Raw genomic sequence first — 20591 nt, forward strand, 5'->3', positions numbered from 1 at the left:
ACAACAAACAGCCCCTGCTCGTACAGGAAACAGGGGCAGTAGGTGTTACAGCGGATGAGTTTGCGCTTCAACTGCCGCCAGAGCGACCATATTGACGATACGGCGTACAGAAGAAATTGGCGTCAGAATGTGTACCGGTTTGGAAACCCCCATCAGAACTGGACCAACGGTAACGCCTTCAGAACTGGTGACACGTAGCAAGTTATAACTGATACGGGCAGATTCCATATTCGGCATAATTAACAGATTGGCAGCCCCTTTCAATGGGCTATCTGGCATGATGTCACGGCGAATACTTTCAACCAATGCAGCATCACCGTGCATTTCACCATCAATTTCAAGTGAAGGCGACATTTTATTCACCAACTCCAGCGTCTGACGCATTTTCCGTGCTGAGAGGCAATCAGTGGAACCAAAACTTGAATGAGAAAGCAGCGCAACTTTTGGTTCGATACCGAAACGGCGGATAGTTTCTGCCGCCATAAGGGTAATCTCGGCCAATTGCTCAGGCGTTGGATCATTATTGACATAAGTATCCGCAATAAAAGTATTACCGCTTGGCAACATCAGTGCATTCATTGCACCGGCAGTATGAACCCCATCACGGAAACCAAATACGTTTCTCACAACCTCGTAATGTTCACTGTAACTGCCAACGGTACCACAAATCAGACCATCAGCTTCACCACGCAGCACCATAATCGCCCCAATCAGGGTTGGATTACCGATAACCGCCCGGCGAGCTTGTTCAGCAGAAACACCTCGACGTTTCATAATATTATGGTATTCCTGCCAGTATTTTTTGAAGCGCGGATCATTCTCATTATTAACGACTTCAAAGTCTTTACCCGCTTCAATATGCAATCCCAGTTTCTGAATACGCATTTCGATAACACTAGGGCGACCAATTAGAATTGGGTAAGCCAGCCCAAGAGAGATCAATTCCTGAGTCGCATGCAATACACGTACTTCCTCTCCTTCGGCCAAAACGATACGCTTTTTCGCTTTCTTAGCCTGAGAAAAAATAGGTTTCATAAACAAGTTTGTTTTATAGACAAACTCATTTAGCTTCTCAATATATGCGCCAAAGTCTTTAATCGGACGGGTTGCCACGCCAGAATCCATTGCGGCTTTGGCAACTGCTGGGGCAATTTTCACAATCAGGCGTGGATCAAATGGTTTAGGAATAATATATTCAGGACCAAAAAACAGATCCTGATCATCATAAGCGGAAGCCACTTCTTCGCTCTGTTCCGCCAGCGCTAAATCAGCAATCGCATGAACACAAGCAAGCTTCATCTCCTCGTTAATGGTTGTTGCGCCAACATCCAGCGCGCCACGGAAAATAAACGGGAAACAGAGCACATTATTAACCTGATTCGGATAATCAGAACGGCCGGTACAAATGATGGCATCAGGGCGAACTTGTTTCGCCAATGGCGGCAAAATTTCCGGTTCAGGGTTTGCTAATGCCATGATGAGTGGATCTTTGGCCATCGTTTTCACCATGTCCTGAGTCAACACGCCAGGGCCGGAACATCCGAGGAAAATATCCGCATCTGGGATAACATCAGCTAATGTGCGGCTGCCATTGTCTTCAATCGCATAAGCAGCTTTAGTCTCTTCCATATTTTTATCGCGACCGCGATAAATCACCCCTTTAGAGTCGCATACCACAATATTTTTGCGTTGCAACCCAAGCGCAACCAGTAAGTTCATACAGGCAATTGAGGCAGCACCGGCACCAGAAACAACTAAGCGAACCGCTGAAATCTCTTTTTTCATAATCCGCAAGCCATTCAAAACAGCAGCGGTACAAATTATCGCTGTGCCATGCTGGTCATCATGGAATACCGGAATGTTCATTTTTTCCCGGAGTTTTTTCTCAATATAGAAACACTCCGGTGCTTTAATATCTTCGAGGTTAATTCCCCCAAATGTCGGCTCCAGCGCCGCAATGATATCAATCAATTTATCAGGATCAGACTCATCGACTTCAATATCAAATACATCAATACCTGAGAATTTTTTAAACAGTACACCTTTTCCTTCCATCACTGGCTTACCTGCCAGTGCGCCAATATTCCCCAATCCTAAGACCGCACTACCATTAGATATCACGGCCACAAGATTGCCACGCGCCGTATATTTATAAGCCGCTAATGGATCTTCTGCAATTTCCAGGCAAGGCGCGGCAACACCTGGTGAATAAGCTAAGGCTAAATCTCGCTGAGTTGTCAGGGGCTTAGTCGGAGTAATCGTGATTTTCCCTGGTTGTGGAAACTGGTGAAAATCCAATGCACTCTGTTTTAATTTTTCATCCATCGTCGGATCCTTTATATACAATCTACAATCTGGAGTAAGGGCGGGAGCAGTATAATAGGTACTGTGTGTCAAATCATAACATTGACAGCGCCTTATCAATAAAGTAGCACTTTATTTGCTCATAAAAAACACTACCCAAGTTATCTACTAACGACCCTACTTTATATAGGAAAATAAAGAGAGAAACATTATCATTCATACAATATCACTAAAATTATAATAACGAAAATAATTATCACATAAAAAAACTCTCAATATAAATTCAATTAAAATAAATTTTATAAAAGAAAACAAATCTAATAATCACAAATTTAATTTATTGATTTTTAACATCATTTTAAGTCAGGAAGTTATGTGTTTTTTGTGAAAATTACTCATCTTCTTTTTTTACTTATCAAACTAATTTGCGCTATTTATATTTTTATATCAGGATGTGCTTTCTGGACTTACAGAGCTATCAATTCTGTAAATCAATCGGTTTTGGTAAAATTTTTTCATAGCAATTTAATTTATGGCAGACCCATTCATTACTGCCTTTTAATCAAATTCAAAGTCTGCATTTCGTGGCTTTACTTATTAAGGGAGAAGGAAAATGTATAACCATTCAGTGATGATAGTTGATGACCACCCTCTCATTCGCCATGGCTTGAAACAGATTGTAGAGCTCGATCGAGCGCTTACCGTGACAGCAGAAGCTGACAATGGTGAAGAAGCAATAAATATTGCATGCAAGCTGAAACCTGATGTCATTATGATAGATCTCAATATGAATGGTCTTTCAGGCGTGGACACAATTAAATCTATCCGTAGAAAAGGGATCAATTCCTATGTACTGGTATTATCCGTTTCAGATGATCGAAATGATGTTTACGCAGCTATTGACGCTGGAGCCAATGGCTACTTACTTAAAGATAGCGATTTAGATTCGTTATTAAGCAGTATTCGCCACGCTGCTCGTGGACAAACTGTATTTAGCGAAAAAATATACCAACATCTCGCTAACCGTCATAAACATGTTGATCCTTTATCTGAATTGACTAAACGTGAGTTAGATGTATTAAAAGAAGTTTCCAGTGGCATGACTAATAAGGAAGTTGCTGATGTCTTATTTATTTCTGAAGAGACCGTGAAGGTACACATCAGAAACTTGTTAAAAAAACTGAATGTACGTTCCCGCCTGGCTGCAACAATCATGTATTTGCAACATAGGAAAAATGGAGTAGCCTAATACTTCTCCCGAACCGATCCTTGAGCTTATTACCGAGGATCGGCTCTTATCGTCGTTATGTAGCAAATGTTATGCAGCAAATACCTCCTATGAAACCAGCCAACAAAATTGAGTCTCCTGCTTTGGTATCTCCGGTAATAAAAATCAGGATATCATCTGGATAAAACTAGCATTTTCCAGCATTATGTTTAGGTATTTAAATTTTCTTTAAGGATCTGTTAAATGATGTTGGATAAATCTTCTCAACCCGCTTTTACTCTCTATGGGATTAAGAATTGTGACACGATAAAAAAAAGCCCGTCGTTGGCTGGAAGAGCAGAAAATTACTTACCTGTTTCATGACTATCGTGTTGATGGATTAAGCGCAACACTTTTGCAGTCATTTATTGACAAACTTGGTTGGGAATCATTGATTAACACCCGCGGTACAACTTGGCGTAAACTGACCGATCAACAACGAGCGACAATTAATAATGCTGACGCGGCAAAAGCGTTGATGTTGGAACAACCCGCTATTATCAAACGTCCACTATTAATTTCTGCAAAAGGTGATTGCCTATTAGGCTATAAAGTGGATGAATATCAGCAATTTTTTGCTGAGGCACTCTGAAATGACTTGTCCTGTAATTGAACTTGCACAACAACTCATCAAGCAACCCTCTGTCAGCCCGGACGATAGAGGTTGCCAAGATATTATGATCGCCCACTTGCAAGCAATTGGCTTTACCGTTGAACGGATGCCCTTTGGCGATACGAACAACTTTTGGGCCTATCGCGGCGCAGGCCCGACGTTAGCCTTTGCCGGACACACTGATGTCGTCCCGGCGGGCGATGAATCTCAATGGGAATATCCCCCATTTGAGCCAACTATCCGCAATGGCATGTTATATGGCCGGGGAGCGGCAGATATGAAAGGCTCATTAGCGGCTATGATTGTCGCTGCTGAACGTTTTATTGCCGCCCACCCCCACCATAATGGTCGTCTGGCCTTTCTTATTACTTCAGACGAGGAAGCAAAAGCCACCCACGGCACCGTTAAAGTGGTTGAAGCGTTGATGTCCCGCAATGAACGATTAGATTATTGCCTGATCGGCGAGCCTTCTAGCCAGCATCGCCTTGGCGATATGGTGAAAAATGGCCGTCGCGGTTCCCTTACTGCGAATCTCACCGTCCACGGTATTCAAGGCCACGTTGCCTATCCGCATTTAGCTGATAACCCAATCCACCGTGTCCTTCCTGCTTTACAGACACTGGTCAATACACACTGGGATGAAGGAAACGAATTTTTCCCGGCGACCAGTATGCAAATTGCCAATATTCACGCAGGAACAGGCAGCCATAATGTGATCCCTGGGAATGCGCAAGTTCAATTCAATTTCCGTTTCAGTACAGAACTGACTGATAGCCAAATTCGTGAACAAGTTGAAACTATCCTAAAAAATCATAACCTGAATTATACAATTGAGTGGATACTGGCAGGCCAGCCCTTTCTGACGGCCAAAGGTGAATTAGTCAATGCTGTCATACAGGCAATAGACCAATATTGCGGCTATCAACCTGAATTATCTACCAGTGGTGGTACATCAGATGGGCGATTTATTGCTCAGATGGGTGCTCAAGTTGTCGAACTGGGACCACTCAATTCAACAATTCATAAAGTTAATGAGTCTGTTAGCGCCGCCGATCTGCAACAACTCAGCCGGATTTATCAACGCGTTATGGAGCAGCTAATCCAGTGATCACAGCAAATATGTTAACCGGCTTGGCTACTGGTCACTTGATTTCTCTCTCCAGCAATCACCGATTACAACCAGAAGCCGCCAATGCTTTTCTTGCCATGCAACAAGCCGCTAAAAAGGCTGGCATTAATCTGCAACCTGCCAGCACGTTCCGTGATTTTCAGCGTCAGCAAGCTATCTGGAATGGAAAATTTCGTGGTGAACGCCCGGTGTTGGATGAAAACAGCCAACCAATGGATATCACCCAGTTATCAGAAGGAGAACGCTGTAAGGCAATTCTTCGTTGGTCCGCCTTGCCCGGTGGTAGCCGCCATCACTGGGGAACAGAGCTGGATATTTATGATCCAACAATGCTACCGGATAACCAGAAGTTATTACTTGAGCCTTGGGAATATGAAAATGGCGGTTATTTCGAACCATTAACTCACTGGTTAACCGAGAATATGGCCCATTTCGGTTTTTACCGTCCCTTTGTCGGTCACAATAGCGGCATCGCTTATGAACCGTGGCATATCAGCTACCAACCATTAGCCAAGCAATTGGAAAAATTGCTGACTCCACAAATATTACTGGATGTATGGCAACAGCATGACATCGCAGGCATTGACTGGTTATCTGCTAACTTACCTTATATATTTGAAAATTACCTCCACGTTGAGCAGGAGATAACCTAATGCAATGGTTAGCTGATTACTGGTGGATTATTTTAATTTTATTGGTTGGCGTTCTTCTCAATGCCATTAAAGAGTTACGTCGCCTGGATGTGAAAAAATTTCTGGACAACAAACCGGAACTGCCTCCTCATCGGGATCTCAATAACAAGTGGGATGATGAAGATGATTGGCCACAGAAAAAGCCGTAGTCCACTCTTGCCAGTCTCTGGCAAGTTTCTCATCAAGACTTAACAACGCCTGTGCGGTTTCTCGCCGCCAGAGTTGCACTAATGCTTTGTAACCACTCAACCTCAATACAGAGACACATTGCTCAACACTCATTTCCTGCTGGAGATGATTTCTCAGCGCAATCAACGGCAAATCACTGTTCAGCAACAATCGTTGCACGGCTGGCAATGAAGCGGAAAGTGGCCGGTGAGCAAATGCAAAACCTGATAGTTCCTGCCAATCATGCCGATTAAGATGATGGTCAGTCTGGTAATCAACAGGCAAGCTAAATCCAATCTGGGATTCTAGCCAATGTGCGTCACGGGCAAGCTGTTGCTGAGCTTGAATCCCCAGAACAATTCCCTGTTCACTCAGGGGAAAAATAGCCATTGCCGTATAACAACCGCTGCTGGCTTCCAGATGAGTTCCCATTCGCGCTAATTGGAAGCCACATTTCTGCCACAATGCCCATAGCTCCGAGGTATAACCAAAGCTGACAGAAATAAAATCCACGCCTTGTTTTTCTGCCCTTTCCCGTTGATACGCGATCATTCCCTGAGCAATACCCTGTCTGCGATTATTAGCCTGTACAGCAACCCGGCTGATGCGTTGAGATTTCAACACCGCCGCCTGTGGTAAACCGCTATGGGCAGCTAACGATTGCGCAACCAGATTTCCCCTTGGACGACGCCTGCCTGCCCATATTTCATGGGCTAATTCAAGCGACAACCCACCTTCTTCAACCATCCATAAAGCCCCCATCAAGGCATTATTTCTAAGAGCGGCAACAAATTGCATCCCTTTGGCATCAAGTAAACGCCGTAAATCCAAAGGTGAAGTTTTGTAGTGAGCGCTGGTTAATATGCCGTAAAACTGCCTCAATAATTCAGGCTGTTTAATCCATTGTTGCTGATGATAGACTTGATAACTGATCGCCTGATCAGAATTATTGGCAGGAATGGCATCCTCAAACAGTAAAGCGTTTTCCAACCAGTTTTCCAGTGGATCATTTTCTGCCCAACGCACAGGAGCCGTTAGATTCAGAATATGGCTATCAGGGACCCCAACACAAAATTTAAGTAAAAATCCGCGCCCGGTACCTTCATATCCTTGTACCGTTGTGGTCAATAATATTCGGGGAAAATAGCTGATCAACTCAGATAATTGCGGCATTGGAATGGCAGCGGCTTCATCAATAAGCAACCAATCAATATCTGATACGCTATTTTGTCTACAATATTTGAGCAAACTATCTACGGCCCAGAATTTTCCCTTGTCCCCCGCATAGCACCTGATAACTTCGGTTGTCGCCTTCGCCGGTGCGGTTAACCAGCAATTTCCCTGCCATTGCTGCATTAACATACCAGCAAGTGTCGATTTACCTCGCCCTCTTGGCGCAGTAATGACCCATACCCCCCGATTTGCCCGCAAAAGTCGAACCAAAATGGCATGTTGGCTGACAGTTGGGTTGCCATCAGGCAGTTGCCACGCGCTGTACTGTGGAAATTCAGGAATGCATAAGGGATCATTTTGCCGCCAGAGCAAAACTTGGGAATCGCTAACAATTTGCTGCTGAATATGCTGAACAAAATTCGGCGTTGGAATAGCATCTAACTGTTCGTTCCAACGCGCGCTATCCTTATCTGGTTGATAACGCCATTGGCGCCAAGATGGAACCATCATCACCAACCAACTCCCAGCTTTCAATGTGCCTGCTAATATCGCCAGAGCTTCCGCATTAAAACCTTCGGTAGCGTCAAATATTCCGTGTAGATATTCCTGACCTAATAAACTGACCGCCTTTTCTGGCAACACAGCATTCTGTTTACGATGAGAGATCCATAACCAATCACCAGTAAATCTCTGCTGTAACTCATTAGCCTGTAAATAGCACCAATGATAATCTCCACTCAATACCAGCAAACGACGAAACCCTTGCTGCTGCATTTCCGCCTGTATCACACTCAATTCTGACAACATAACGGCTATGATTTACCAATCAACAATGACAAAATCCCCGCGGCAATCAGCGGCCCCACAGGAACACCTTTAAACAGGGCAACGCCTAATACCGTCCCGACCAACAAACCCGCAACTGTCGATGGTTGATTAGACATGAGTGAAACACCCCGACTACCTAACCATGACACTAATACACCTATCACTATCGCAAGTAACGATTTCCAATTCATAAACGAGTTGAGGACAGCCTGTACCGTAATTTTTCCACTGGCGATAGGCGCCATTACTCCCACAGTCAAAATAAGTACACCAATAGTCAACCCATATTTTTCCACCCACGGGAAAAAATGATTTAGTGGCGTTATGCGAATAACCAGCAAGAGCAGCATTGCAAGAGTGACGGTCATGTTGTGGCTGATGATGCCCAGTGCTGCCAACACTAGCAGCACCAGTAAAGTAGGATCGAGATGACTCATAGATTTCAATACCCTACAACAGCCTAATCCTATTAGGCTAGGGCAATTTTTCCTTATATTACAGAAACAACGGGTATTTTCGTATTGATTCAAACAATTAACAAGCTAACGTCGCACCACCATCAACCACAATATCCTGTAGCGTTATATGGCTTGCCAAATCAGAAGACAAGAAGAGTACGGTATGTGAAATTTCATTAACGCTTGCAATCTTACCAAGGGGAATACCCAATTTATATTGCTCAGGATACCCGTTAATCATATTTTTTTCATCATCATCGGTTTTCCACATGGAACGCTGCATAGGCGTATCCGTCGAACCCGGCGATACAACATTACAACGTACACCAAACGGCGCGAGTTCTAACCCAACACAATGCGTTAAACTTGCCAGTGCTGATTTTGATGCACAATAAGCCGCCATTCGCACACGTGGAACATGTGCCGCATTAGAGCTGATGCTGATAATAGCGCCACTGCGCTGACATTTAAAATGGGGAACCACGGCACGCAATAGATAAAAAGCCCCAGAAGCATTGACATTAATACAACGATACCAGTCACTAATATTTAGCTCATCAATATTTCCCAATTGCAATATACCGGCAGCATTAACCAAAATATCTAATTTGGCTGAGATAGACAGTTGTTGGGAACAAATCATTTCGACCTTTTCTGGATCACTAATATCGAGTTGTATACATTGATAAGGCAAATCATCTTGCTCAAATACGCGATCGAAACCTATTACGTTAGCACCAAGCGCGGTAAAATCACGGGCAATTTGTTCACCAATGCCACGTGCCGCTCCCGTTACCCAGACGGTTTTATGGCTAAAATCCATCTGTAAATTTTGTTTATTTTTCATATTATTTCTTCTTTGATAGCGATTTATTACACATTTTTTATAAATCCGATTTATCGAAATTTACTGATGAAATTATTTCTTTAGTACTCATAACCATGCCTGATTTTTCAGCAACATATTTTAAAGCCATAAGGTGATCTTCAAGCGTAAAATCCGCTATCGCATCACCCACTAAAAAAGGCTTTATATCTCTCATGAATGCATCAACCGCAGTAATCATGCAACCAATATGTCCGTACACTCCGCAAATAATTAATTGATCTCTCCCTAACTCTTTTATATTTTTTTCCAACGAAGAACGTTGAAATGCACTATAACGCCACTTAACTATCACAATATCATCGTTATCAGGGGCCAAATCACGGTTAATATTCTGTAAATTGGGTGATCTATTCAAGCCGGCTCCCCATATATCATTAAGTAACGCGCGCTCTTCCTCACTTTGTACTTTAGGTTGTGCTGTATATATAATGGGGATCTCTTTTTCTTTACAAAATAGTTTCAAAAAATGAATATTTTCAATTAATTTATTCACTAAAGGGCTATTATTACCGAAAAATTGCAAGAAATAGTCCTGCATATCATGAATAAGTAAAATTGCCTTATGGGGTTCGAATAACCAGGAGGCTTTATTGCCTGGAAAATCTTCCGGCTGAGGTAGCCTATAATTTTTCAATGATGGAATGGTCATCTCAATACCTCCATGTCATTAATTAATTTTCTAATTTATCTCGAATGAGTTTTCTTAATAATAGTTTATTAATCTTGCCAACCGGTGTAACAGGCATAACATCAATCATCTCAAAGCGATCAGGCAATTTATACTCAGCAATTCCTAACCCCCTTAAATATTTCCGCAGTTGCAACCCGGTTATATTCGGATCAGCCGCCACGATAAAAGCACAACTTTTTTCCCCCAATAAAGGATCAGGCATCGCAACTAAAGCACTATGGATAACACCTTCATGTTTGAGTAGCAAAGATTCAATTTCTTCCGCAGCAATTTTTTCACCGCCGCGATTAATTTGATCTTTCTCACGACCGATAATACATACATAACCCTCTTTAGTCATATAAGCTAAATCACCGCAATAATAAAAACCTTCTTTGTCGAATACTTTCGAATTGTGCTCCGGGCTTTTATAATATCCCCGGAATGTATATGGCCCACGAACGATTAACATACCCGTTGAACCCGGCGCTTGTATATTGCCGTTATCATCAACGATACGCACCTCATCATCTTCACTCATTGGACGCCCCTGAGTGGTAAATATACGTTCATCATCGTCATTAAGCCGGGTATAACATACTAACCCTTCGGCCATACCAAAAATCTGTTGCAACTTACATGAAAAAAGTTTCGGTATCACTCGCGCCACACTTTCACTTAACTTTGCTCCACTGACTTGTAATAGTTGAAGACTTTCCAGTGAATATTCGTATTTCCTAATCGCCTGAATCCATAATGCAACAGCCGATGGCACCAGTGAGGTCATTGTGACTTGATGTTCACGTATTAGTGGAAAACAGGTCGTAGGCCCAGGATCTGTCGCTAATATGACACAACCGCCAGCGTAAAATACGCCGAGTGCTCCCGGAGAACTCAACGGATAATTATGTTGCGCCGGCAAAGCACAAAGATAACGGGTTTGTTGTGTCAACTCACAAATTTCAACACTGCGTCTAACGCTATAATAGTAATCGTCATGCGTCCTTGGAATTAATTTAGGTGTTCCTGTACTCCCACCTGAAAGTTGAAAAAAAGCGACCTCATCTGAACGTGTCGTCTCAAAATTCAAAGGTAAATTTGTTGGCTCTAACCACGGCTTTAATTCATTGGTATACAATTCATTGCTATATTGTATTTTCCGACCATCAACGACGATATTTCTGAGCCGTGGACAATCTATTTTTAATTGCTCCAGGAAATGATTATTCTGCAAAAGTGAATGTTCTGATGAAAGTACAATCAAACTTGGATCAATTTGCTGTGCATAAGCAAGTAACTCCAATTTATTATGGCTAAACAATGCATTAATAGGCACCACCCCCATTTTCAGGAGCGCAAAAAACGTAATATAAAATTCAGCTATATTTGGTAATTGTACGATAGCAGTATCACCTCGCTTTATTCCCGCTAAAGTGAGATTTGTGGCTAATGCAGAGGATTGTTGATCAAGTTGATGATAACTAAATTTACGATCACCACAGATAATAGCAATAGCTTCAGGTTGTATCTGACACTGTTTATAAAGTATGTCAGTTAAGGGTTTACCAAGCCAATAACCCTTTTCACGATAATGCTCTGCTAATTCAACCGGCCAATGTGTAAATTCAATAGACATAATTTTATTCCTTACAATAATATTCAACACCTTAAACAATCGTCAACTACTGTTTATACATATTTACTTTATCCTTAACCAGAAATATTTCGATCCTTATTTTGTGAGCCGCCTCTAAATAAATACATTTCGTAACAAGTCATACTTAGCGCAAGCGCTCAAAATACAAATTTATATGACTAAATATATTGCAAAATAAACTCATACTGCTAATAGTTAGTAGCGTATAACCTTTAATTTAAAAGGGGTAAATTATGTCATGCTTTCCTCCCGGGTATTGGGAGCAATATCCGAATACTGCCACTGTGATCACAACATATACTTGCAATGCAGCTTGCAAAGAATGTTGTTTTGAATGTAATCCCTCGGTAAAAGCACGTTTAAGCCTGGATGAAATCAAACAATTTATTACACACTCAAAAGCGAATTTTCCGGGGCTAAAGCTCGTCGTTTTCAGTGGTGGTGAATGTTTCCTACTGGGTAAAGATCTGATTGAAGCTATTCGTTTTGCCTCAGATCATGGCTTATTAACCCGTTGCGTGACTAATGGTTATTGGGGGAAAAATAGAGAGAAAGCGAAAAAAATCGCCCAAGATTTACTCAATGCCGGCATCACAGAAATGAACATCAGCACCGGGAAAGATCACAGTGAATGGATTCCTCTTGACAGCGTAGTTGCAGCAGCAGAAGCATTGGCCGAACAAAACATTACAACACTGATTACAGTAGAACAGGACACCGCTGATTCTGCCATTGCAACGCAAATCACACAGAACCCGGTCATTAAACGCCTGAAAGAACAAAACAAGATTAATTTACAACGAAATACCTGGATGCCGTTCTATGACACCAGTGAAGAACGAAAAGATGTGCCAAACCGGGATCAGCAATTGGCAAAAGGGTGCGATCAGGTCTTTGAAAATATTGTACTAACACCACACGGTGAAATTTCCGCTTGTTGCGGGCTGACATTAGAGCATATTCCCGAAATGAAACTTGGTCGTTTGCAAGGAGGCGATGTATCTCAACTTTTTAAAGGTCAGGAAGAAGACTTTATGAAAGTATGGTTAAGGACAGAAGGACCATACAAGATCCTAAAAAAATATCGCCCACTGGATAGCAACATTAATCTGGAAAAAATCGTTCATCCCTGCCAAGCCTGTGCTCATTTGCATAAAGACGAAGGAACACGCCGGAATCTGTTAGATAATTATCACAAAGAAATCATTCCCGTGATGAAGAAATTTAATGCTAAAGAAAGACTGGATCTCATCTACTACTCAGCAGAGAAAAATGCCGTTAACTTAACTGAGGAATAACTTGATGAAACGACGTACATTTATTGGCGTAGCGGCGGGAGCCGCCGTTGGCAGTATCATACCCACTGTTAACGCCCGTTCTGACAGTAACCGTCTCTTCGGCGTACCACGTTCACTACTTTCTCCGGGAGAAGTCGAAGAAAATAGGCTAAGGCTATCAATGTCAAACGCCAAACTCCCCATTGAAGTTTGGGAAGAGCTTATTACCTACAACCGATTTTGGGAAACGATAAAACAGCAACCGGCTTTGGCATTATCATATCGAGAATCACCGGAAAAAGTGTTGGATGAATTTGGTATAGATAAAGAGATTGTTAGCCCCGGTTCCGCAGAGGAATTACTGTTATTCATCACTTATGACAAAGAGTTAATGCATGCGGTAAAAACCAACGACTATGAAGAATTATTTTCCCGGCTAAAGAGCTACGGCTTAAATAGAAGGAAATCAAGCCTGAGAAGCCGAATTAATCACTACCTTAATCAAGATGCCAATCTGATCGCGCATTTTAAAGAACACATTGCACCAGATAAGTTCAAAGAGTCAGATATTCCCCCTCTTCTCAGGTTAAAAGAAATTTTGGAGCCTTTGAACAACGGAGACGATACTAATCTTGCGGTAGGAGCAAGTGTCGTAGCCACCATTAACATGGCGGCCGTAGTTACCGCACACACCTCTACTACCGTCAATGTATCAACAACAACCAGTGTGATAGCACATGTCCTGATATTGACAGCGGTCTCGGTCTCTGGAAAATGCGTGGCGCAGTATCAGCCTCAAATTAATTATAATGAGATTTCCGCCAATACTGCCTCCATTCATCTTGCCAGAATCTATAATAACCAAGAAATGGTAGATACACTGGTCAAAGAAACAATCGAGAGAGAAATCACTGCTTGTCTGTTTGCCGCACAAAAATGTGGTTATATTAATTTGCCAACGACCCGTGAAGAGCGCAAAGAAGTCATGCAGCTTCTTACTGAATTGTCCTTAAAAACGATGACAACATGAAAAATACAACAAGATTGAATCGAAACTTTAACGTTATTACTAACGAATATCGGCAAAATAACTCTTTTTCGGCTAGGAAATTTTTATTGAATGAGGTGGTAATCAAGGAAAGGTCTTATTCTTCTTTAGGAATATTTTTATTTACTATTTTGTGATCGGACTCTAAATAAGTGCCTTTTGTCAAAAAATATGTTTAGTCTAAACGCTCAAAATATAAATTTAATCCACTAACCTATTGCAAAATGTCACCATCCAGCCAATAGTTAGTATCGTCTGACCTTTAACTTAACGGAGGGTAAATTATTCCATGTTTTCCTATTGAATATTTTTCCATTGAGTATCAGGAACGATACCCAAATCCTGTTATGGTAATCATAATATATACTCACAATGAATATCGCAGGTAAGAAATATCAATTAGATAATTATTTCAGTAATGAAGAAACTTAATAAGGAAAGGTTACATCTTATCTTATATAACGCTCAATAAAAAAAGAATTCCGTTAACTTATAAAGGAATGAATTATGAAAAGACGTACATTTATTGGCGTGGCTGCCGGCGCAGCTATTGGCAGTGTTATACCCACCGTTAACGCTCGCACTGATAGTAACCGCCTCTTTGGCGTGCCACGCTCATTACTCTCTCCGGGAGAGGTTGAAGAAAATAAGCTAAGGTTGTCAATGTCAAACGCCAAACTTCCGGTTGAAGTTTGGGAAGAGATCATCACCTATAACCGATTCTGGGAAACCCTACAGCAGCAGCCCAATTTGGCATTAGAATACCGGGAGTCACCGGAAAAAGTGTTGGCTGAATTTGGCATAGACAAAGATATCGTTAGCCCCGGTTCCGCGGAAGAATTACTGCTATTCATTACTTATGATAAAGACTTAATGAATGCGGTAAAAACCAACGACTATGAAGCCCTCTTTTCCCACCTAAAAACCTATGGTTTAAACGAAAGAGGCTCAAGTCTGAGAAGCCGAATCAATCACCATCTCAATCAAGATGCCAGCCTGTTCGCACATTTTAAAGAAAACATAGAATCCTATCAGCTCCAAGATACAAACAGTCCCCCTCTTATCCGGCTGAAAGAAATTCTGGAACCCTTAAACCGTGAAGATGACACCAGTATTGAGATTGCTCGCCTTGCGGTAGGGGCCAATGTCGTCGCTGCGGTCAACGTGGCTGTCGGCACCCGAGTTGTCGCAGCAGTGAATGCGGCGGCGGCAGTTAACGTAGTAGCCTACTTAAGCCTGGCGGTACAAACAGCGGTTACTGTATGTATGGCAAATTATTTACCCAAAATTGATCATAGCGACCTTTCAACCGGCACGGCTTCTCTTCATCTTGCCAGACTCTATAACAACCAAGAAATGGTCGATACACTGGTCAAAGAAGCTGTCAGAAGGGAGATCACCGCTTGCCTGTTTGCAGCGCAAAAGTGTGGTTATATCAATCTGCCCGCAACACGTGAAGAACGCAAAGAAGTGATTCATCTCTTTACCGAATTATCTTTAGGAATGGCAGCAGCATGAATAATATCGTGGGATTAAATCCAGACTTCAAAGTCATATTAATGAATGTCGCTATGCTCGTCCTGATCGCTTTAGTTTTTCTGCCTGTACCATACTGGCTCAGTAACAATAATCCCAATAAGCTGGCGGCAAGTATCGCGACGACTCTCTTTGTCATCATTGCCTTATTTGTAGGCTATCAACTGTTATCAAATAAAGCCGTGGTCAAGGAAGAAAAATTATTGATGAAGTCCGGGGTATATTCACACGAATGGGTTATCTCCTCATTGCGCCGGGAAGAAGGCGTTTCCCTGGAAGATTTTAGTCGCAGTAATGGTATACATATCATCCATTATTCGTCTGGATACTATCACAAGGGAAAAAATAAATATTTCATTCTACGTGTAAGCAAACGCCCTCTGATTTGCTTTAACTCAGAAGGTAATATTGGGTTATGCATAGATGAATCTATTTTTGAAAAAATAAAAGGCGAGTTGCAAGATAAAATATAGCGTGGAGCCACAAAATAATGGAATACCGTGACAATCATTGGCCGTTGAATTATACACAGCTCCGCTTAGCTATCGCTAATACTGTTGCTGACGATAAATCTGTCTTCAATGTCGGTGAATTCGTCAGCTTCAGTGATAATATTAGCCTGGCAAAATTGAAGCAGGCCATTATTACCATTCATCAATTCAATGATGGTTTTTCCTTACGTTACCGTATTGCCGAACACAATATTTTTCAGGAAAAAAGCGCTACGCCGGTCGAAGTTATACCAATAAAACTGTCAGATCCAGCAGTAGAACCAGCGGCAAAAGCTGATTTTGCAAAGAGAACAGCTCAACCGCTAGCGCCTGAAAAAGGGGTGACGATAAAGCATTATCTTTACTTTAATGATGTTGGGTGCTGTTTTTGGGGAATCATCGCTCACCATATCGCCACAGATTATTGGGGCATAGGTCAGTTGATTCACGATGTTTTGTCTTGCTATGAACGGCAAACATTCCACCCAACATCAGCACCTGTTTTTACCTATCAAGCTTATCTTAACGATGTTAAATATAAAGCAAACGCGCATTATGCCAACAACAAAGAGTATTGGAATAATTATCTCAACCAACTACCTAAATTAGAGGATTACGCCCGTAAACGCCTATTTCCTTCAAAAGCAATTAAAGTAAGCCGGTCACTCACCGTAAATAACGGTAGTTTTACCTTTAATGATAAATTAATGATGATACTGGCTTTATGTCTGCAAATGAACAAACGAGGTCGCTTATCAACAAGTATCATCAATTTACCTTTCTCTAATCGACGCGATAAAGGAGAATACCGCTATTATCGCCCGGCAATGAACACGTTACCTCTGATGGTTTCTTTGACTCCGCAGGCAACAATAAAACAGATCCTTGTAGCAATGCAGTCGCAAATGAGTCTGCATAGCAAGCATAGCCGTATTGATATAAACGATTTAAACGATGAAGCAATCAGTCGAGCAGATCAATTCACTGCCGCTCCTTATGTTAATCTGCTGCATGAGCTTGAACATGATCTTATGAAAGATAATCGCGCTATTCGCGGTTGTATGACTTCCGGCGCAGTCAATAATTATGGTATTAACATCCGATTTTCTCCTAATGAGAAATCAGCATTAGTTGAATTGGATGTGGGGAGCCGATTGTACAGTCATTTTGCCGCTGATGTTCTGATCGACGATTATTTACGTATTTATAGCATTATTGCAGAAAATATTAATGAAACGGTCGAGACATATTGGAAAAAATATAAAGAAATTGAACCAATGGATAATATTACCTCTATCCTATGGAATCCAGAAAATATTGTCGCTTATCAGCCGTTCAAAGAGAATATTCTTGCCAGAATAGCACAAATCGTTGAAATATCGCCGGATAAAAAATCCGTCATTTATGGGGATCAAGCAGAAATAAGCAGTGTGTATCACCTCAATTACCACGAACTTTACCACAAATTATTAACTTTCAGCCAACTACTACTATCCTGCCCGCTACAAAACCGAAGGGTAGCTGTATTATTACCCAGAGGGATAGAGTCATTATTATCTATATTATCAATCCATACTGCGGGATTATGTTTTGTGCCAATCAATATGACATTCAGTCAAAAGGAAATTAACAGCATATTAGATGGCCTGAATGTTTCTTTATTAATTACTGCCAGACGCTATCATGAAAAAGTAAACGGTATTAATAATACGCACTTTCTCTTTATTGAAGATATAGAGACCCGCCCTTCTGAAATATTCCTGGGGAATGATATAAAACGTCCCGCGACTCAAGAAGACGAAGCCTATATCTTTTTTACCTCAGGCACCACTGGCGTACCGAAAGCAGTACCAATAACGTTTAAGGGGCTTTATGCCTATTTAGCTGCGATGACAGCGCAGTATGGTATTAAACAAGATGACGTTATTCTCAATTTCAGCACCCCGGTTTTTGATGCTTATATTGAAGAGGTGTTTGGCTGTTTTTATCAAGGCGCTACATTAGCGATTGCTAACGATAATATGATCGTTGAACTGGAGACACTATTTTCATTTTGCCACGCACAATCAGTCACTATAGTTAACTTTCCTACCAATTATTGGCATCAAATTGTCTTTTTCCTACATGCAGCCATTAAAGAACTCGCACCTTCGATTAGAATGACAATTATCGGTGGCGATCTGGCAATGGATAAAGCCATTCATCATTGGTTGGAAAAAGTAGGATATGGTATTTCCCTGATTAATTCTTACGGCCCAACAGAATGTTGCGTTGTAGCTAGCTGTCACAACATAGATGATAAATTTCAACCCGGCAATATCATTGGTAAAGCACTAGCAAATAGCACTATCGTTATTCGGGAATATGGAACTGATAAGATCATTAGTGGCAGTAATGGAGAAATATGCATTCGCGGCGATTCTATCTGTACCGGATATATTAACGATAATCAGTCAACTTTACGTAAATTCTTACAGTTGAACGATGGAGAAATCTATTATTTAACTGGAGACCGTGGATTTTACGATAACCAAGGGAATTTAAATTTCATTGGCCGCCTGGATAAAGAGCGTAAAATTGACGGGAAACGTGTTGATCTGGATGAAATGCAAAGATTACTTACAACGGCAATTAATATTGATGACATTCATTTAACGATAAAAGAAAATGAAACTGGGTACCAATATATTAATATATTTATACCTGATGGTTCCTACTCAATCACGCGTCACGAAATCGTCTCATTCTTGCGTGGATGTTATCCAAAATTGCAGGTACCTTTTATTGTCGAATTAGCAGCATCCAACGATGTTGCTTCAGTGTCGGAGTTGAATAAAGAAGACAATATTTCGCAGATTAAAGGGGAAAAACGAGAAATATTTTTTACTTTATGGCGGGAAGTTTTTGGCGATAGTGATAGCGTTATTAATGAAGAGACTAATTTCTTTGACGCAGGCGGCACTTCTCTTAAAGCATTATTGTTAATTAATAAGATCCAGCAACGCTTTAATTGTTCTCTCCACTTGGAAGATTTCTATCACGCCCCAAGAGTAGGTTATCTATTACAATCTATCATTCAACAAGGGCAAATACCGGTTTTAACCGATAAAAATAGCACTTGCCTGACAGAGCAACACGACCAATATTATTGGATTATCGATACTATCTCTAATCGATCCGGCGCTCATAATATCCCGCTATATTATCATCTGACCGGCGAGATTGATTTAACGAAATTACGTTACGCTTTGCTGTATATCATGCAATATTTTCCTGCCCTCTGCCAACGAGTCACCATAACAGATGGGCAACTCTCTTTAACCTTCTCACCTGCTGCCGAAGAGAATCTGCCTTTCGAATATATTGATTTAACTCATGCTACCGGCATCAATATTGAGATTTCATTACGCAAAATATTAAATGATATGGCATTCAAGCCGATGGCATTGCAAGATAATCCACCGGTATATTTTAAATTATTAAAAATAGCAGAGCATGAACACTACCTTTTATTAAATTTCCACCATGCATTTTGTGACGGCATGTCGATTACTCATGTGCTGCAAAAATTATCTTCCGCTTACGCCGATAATGTACCAAAAATTGAAGCCGCTACGAAAACAGGTATTAATGTCATCAATCAGCGCATGTCGGATGAAACATTAAATTTTTGGACAGAAAAATTATTCAATGTACTTTCGGCTGTCGGACAGCGCAATGATACATCAGAAGCTCATCAGAGGAGCCGGGGCCGACGTTATTCAATGCCGTTATCTCCTCAATTAATTACCGCGCTATCCAGCACGCAAAAAAAATATGCGGTGACTCTGGAACATATTGTGATTGGCGCATTTCTGATGACCATTAATTCATTACTCAATAAAGATGAGATTATCGTCGGTATTCCTTGCGCCAACCGCGTTCCTCCCATATCGTTTGACAGTGTTGGTAGCTTCGCGACAACACTACTGCTGCCCTACGTTACTGCGGAAACTTCGCTGATTAACGTATCCCGGTATGTCCGCGATTTTCTGGCAGACGCGAATACTCATTCCAATATCTCACTAGCGTATTTAAAACAACACCTTCATCACCACCACGGTATGCAATTGCCGGAAATTACCTACTATTTTTCTTCTCAAATAGGATTTGAAACCAGTTTATATCTTGGTGAAACCCACTGCACCAAGGAAAAAATCAAGGGACTCAAACCTAAAGGAGATATTGCGCTCGAACTGATCAATTTGCCAACCGGAATAGGGCTGGAATGGCTCTACGATGATGATATTTTCTCAGAAGATATCATCAGTGATATGGGGCTATTTTTGATTGATTTATTGGATTGCATGGGCACTCAGCATGACCTGATGCCTGGCGATACGGAACGATAA

The 20591-nt window shown here is 41.4% G+C and carries 14 protein-coding genes and 2 pseudogenes; 10 read left to right on the top strand and 6 right to left on the bottom strand.

Annotation, left to right across the window (positions count from 1 at the left end; all coding sequences use genetic code 11):
* Nucleotides 1-45: 45 nt before the first annotated feature.
* Nucleotides 46-2325, bottom strand: coding sequence for an NADP-dependent oxaloacetate-decarboxylating malate dehydrogenase (gene maeB / locus C6H66_RS11080; RefSeq protein ID WP_105395621.1), 2280 nt, complete (start codon nucleotides 2323-2325; stop codon nucleotides 46-48).
* Nucleotides 2326-2917: 592 nt separating this feature from the next.
* Between maeB and C6H66_RS11085 the strand changes: the two genes are divergently transcribed.
* The 5 genes and pseudogenes from C6H66_RS11085 (at nucleotide 2918) to C6H66_RS11105 (ending at nucleotide 6154) form a co-directional block, all read left to right on the top strand.
* Nucleotides 2918-3553 (top strand): response regulator, encoded by a 636-nt coding sequence (locus C6H66_RS11085; RefSeq protein ID WP_011146941.1) that lies wholly within the window; start codon nucleotides 2918-2920, stop codon nucleotides 3551-3553.
* A gap of 225 nt (nucleotides 3554-3778) precedes the next feature.
* A pseudogene (locus tag C6H66_RS11090) lies at nucleotides 3779-4163 on the top strand (ArsC family reductase).
* Between the two features lies 1 nt (nucleotide 4164).
* Complete coding sequence (gene dapE / locus C6H66_RS11095; protein ID WP_046394781.1) at nucleotides 4165-5292, top strand: succinyl-diaminopimelate desuccinylase; 1128 nt, start codon at nucleotides 4165-4167, stop codon at nucleotides 5290-5292.
* Between the two features lie 11 nt (nucleotides 5293-5303).
* Nucleotides 5304-5966: a M15 family metallopeptidase gene (locus C6H66_RS11100; protein ID WP_046394793.1), complete on the top strand. Its 663-nt coding sequence runs from the start codon at nucleotides 5304-5306 to the stop codon at nucleotides 5964-5966.
* Nucleotides 5966-6154 (top strand): YpfN family protein, encoded by a 189-nt coding sequence (locus tag C6H66_RS11105; RefSeq protein WP_036779759.1) that lies wholly within the window; start codon nucleotides 5966-5968, stop codon nucleotides 6152-6154. The genes C6H66_RS11100 and C6H66_RS11105 overlap by 1 nt, the downstream gene beginning before the upstream one ends.
* Here the strand turns inward: C6H66_RS11105 and C6H66_RS11110 are convergent.
* From C6H66_RS11110 to C6H66_RS11130, 5 genes and pseudogenes are all read right to left on the bottom strand, one after another.
* Nucleotides 6105-8153 (bottom strand): tRNA(Met) cytidine acetyltransferase TmcA, encoded by a 2049-nt coding sequence (locus C6H66_RS11110; RefSeq protein ID WP_105395623.1) that lies wholly within the window; start codon nucleotides 8151-8153, stop codon nucleotides 6105-6107. The two genes, C6H66_RS11105 and C6H66_RS11110, sit on opposite strands and share 50 nt — an antisense overlap.
* A gap of 5 nt (nucleotides 8154-8158) precedes the next feature.
* Nucleotides 8159-8611: a DUF441 domain-containing protein gene (locus C6H66_RS11115; protein ID WP_011146947.1), complete on the bottom strand. Its 453-nt coding sequence runs from the start codon at nucleotides 8609-8611 to the stop codon at nucleotides 8159-8161.
* Nucleotides 8612-8708: 97 nt separating this feature from the next.
* Nucleotides 8709-9479, bottom strand: coding sequence for a 2,3-dihydro-2,3-dihydroxybenzoate dehydrogenase (gene dhbA, locus C6H66_RS11120; protein ID WP_046394783.1), 771 nt, complete (start codon nucleotides 9477-9479; stop codon nucleotides 8709-8711).
* A gap of 70 nt (nucleotides 9480-9549) precedes the next feature.
* Nucleotides 9550-10170 (bottom strand): annotated as a pseudogene (locus tag C6H66_RS11125) (isochorismatase family protein); the annotation flags it as partial.
* Nucleotides 10171-10192: 22 nt separating this feature from the next.
* Nucleotides 10193-11827 (bottom strand): (2,3-dihydroxybenzoyl)adenylate synthase, encoded by a 1635-nt coding sequence (locus C6H66_RS11130; RefSeq protein ID WP_046394784.1) that lies wholly within the window; start codon nucleotides 11825-11827, stop codon nucleotides 10193-10195.
* Between the two features lie 254 nt (nucleotides 11828-12081).
* On the opposite strand from C6H66_RS11130, the gene C6H66_RS11135 reads away from it, so the two are divergent.
* The 5 genes from C6H66_RS11135 to C6H66_RS11155 all read left to right on the top strand — a co-directional run bounded on the left by C6H66_RS11135 (nucleotide 12082) and on the right by C6H66_RS11155 (nucleotide 20591).
* Nucleotides 12082-13146, top strand: a complete 1065-nt coding sequence (locus tag C6H66_RS11135) for a radical SAM protein (RefSeq protein WP_046394785.1) — start codon at nucleotides 12082-12084, stop codon at nucleotides 13144-13146.
* Nucleotides 13147-13150: 4 nt separating this feature from the next.
* Nucleotides 13151-14155 (top strand): hypothetical protein, encoded by a 1005-nt coding sequence (locus C6H66_RS11140; protein WP_046394786.1) that lies wholly within the window; start codon nucleotides 13151-13153, stop codon nucleotides 14153-14155.
* A gap of 525 nt (nucleotides 14156-14680) precedes the next feature.
* A complete protein-coding gene (locus C6H66_RS11145) occupies nucleotides 14681-15691 on the top strand; it encodes a hypothetical protein (RefSeq protein WP_040153484.1) in 1011 nt (336 codons plus the stop codon).
* A complete protein-coding gene (locus tag C6H66_RS11150; RefSeq protein ID WP_036779744.1) occupies nucleotides 15688-16182 on the top strand; it encodes a hypothetical protein in 495 nt (164 codons plus the stop codon). The genes C6H66_RS11145 and C6H66_RS11150 overlap by 4 nt, the downstream gene beginning before the upstream one ends.
* A gap of 17 nt (nucleotides 16183-16199) precedes the next feature.
* The gene (locus C6H66_RS11155) at nucleotides 16200-20591 is read left to right on the top strand and encodes a condensation domain-containing protein (RefSeq protein ID WP_105395624.1); all 4392 of its coding nucleotides are present in this window, start codon (nucleotides 16200-16202) and stop codon (nucleotides 20589-20591) included.

The sequence above is a fragment of the Photorhabdus hindustanensis genome, assembly GCF_002968995.1.
GTDB lineage: Bacteria > Pseudomonadota > Gammaproteobacteria > Enterobacterales > Enterobacteriaceae > Photorhabdus > Photorhabdus akhurstii.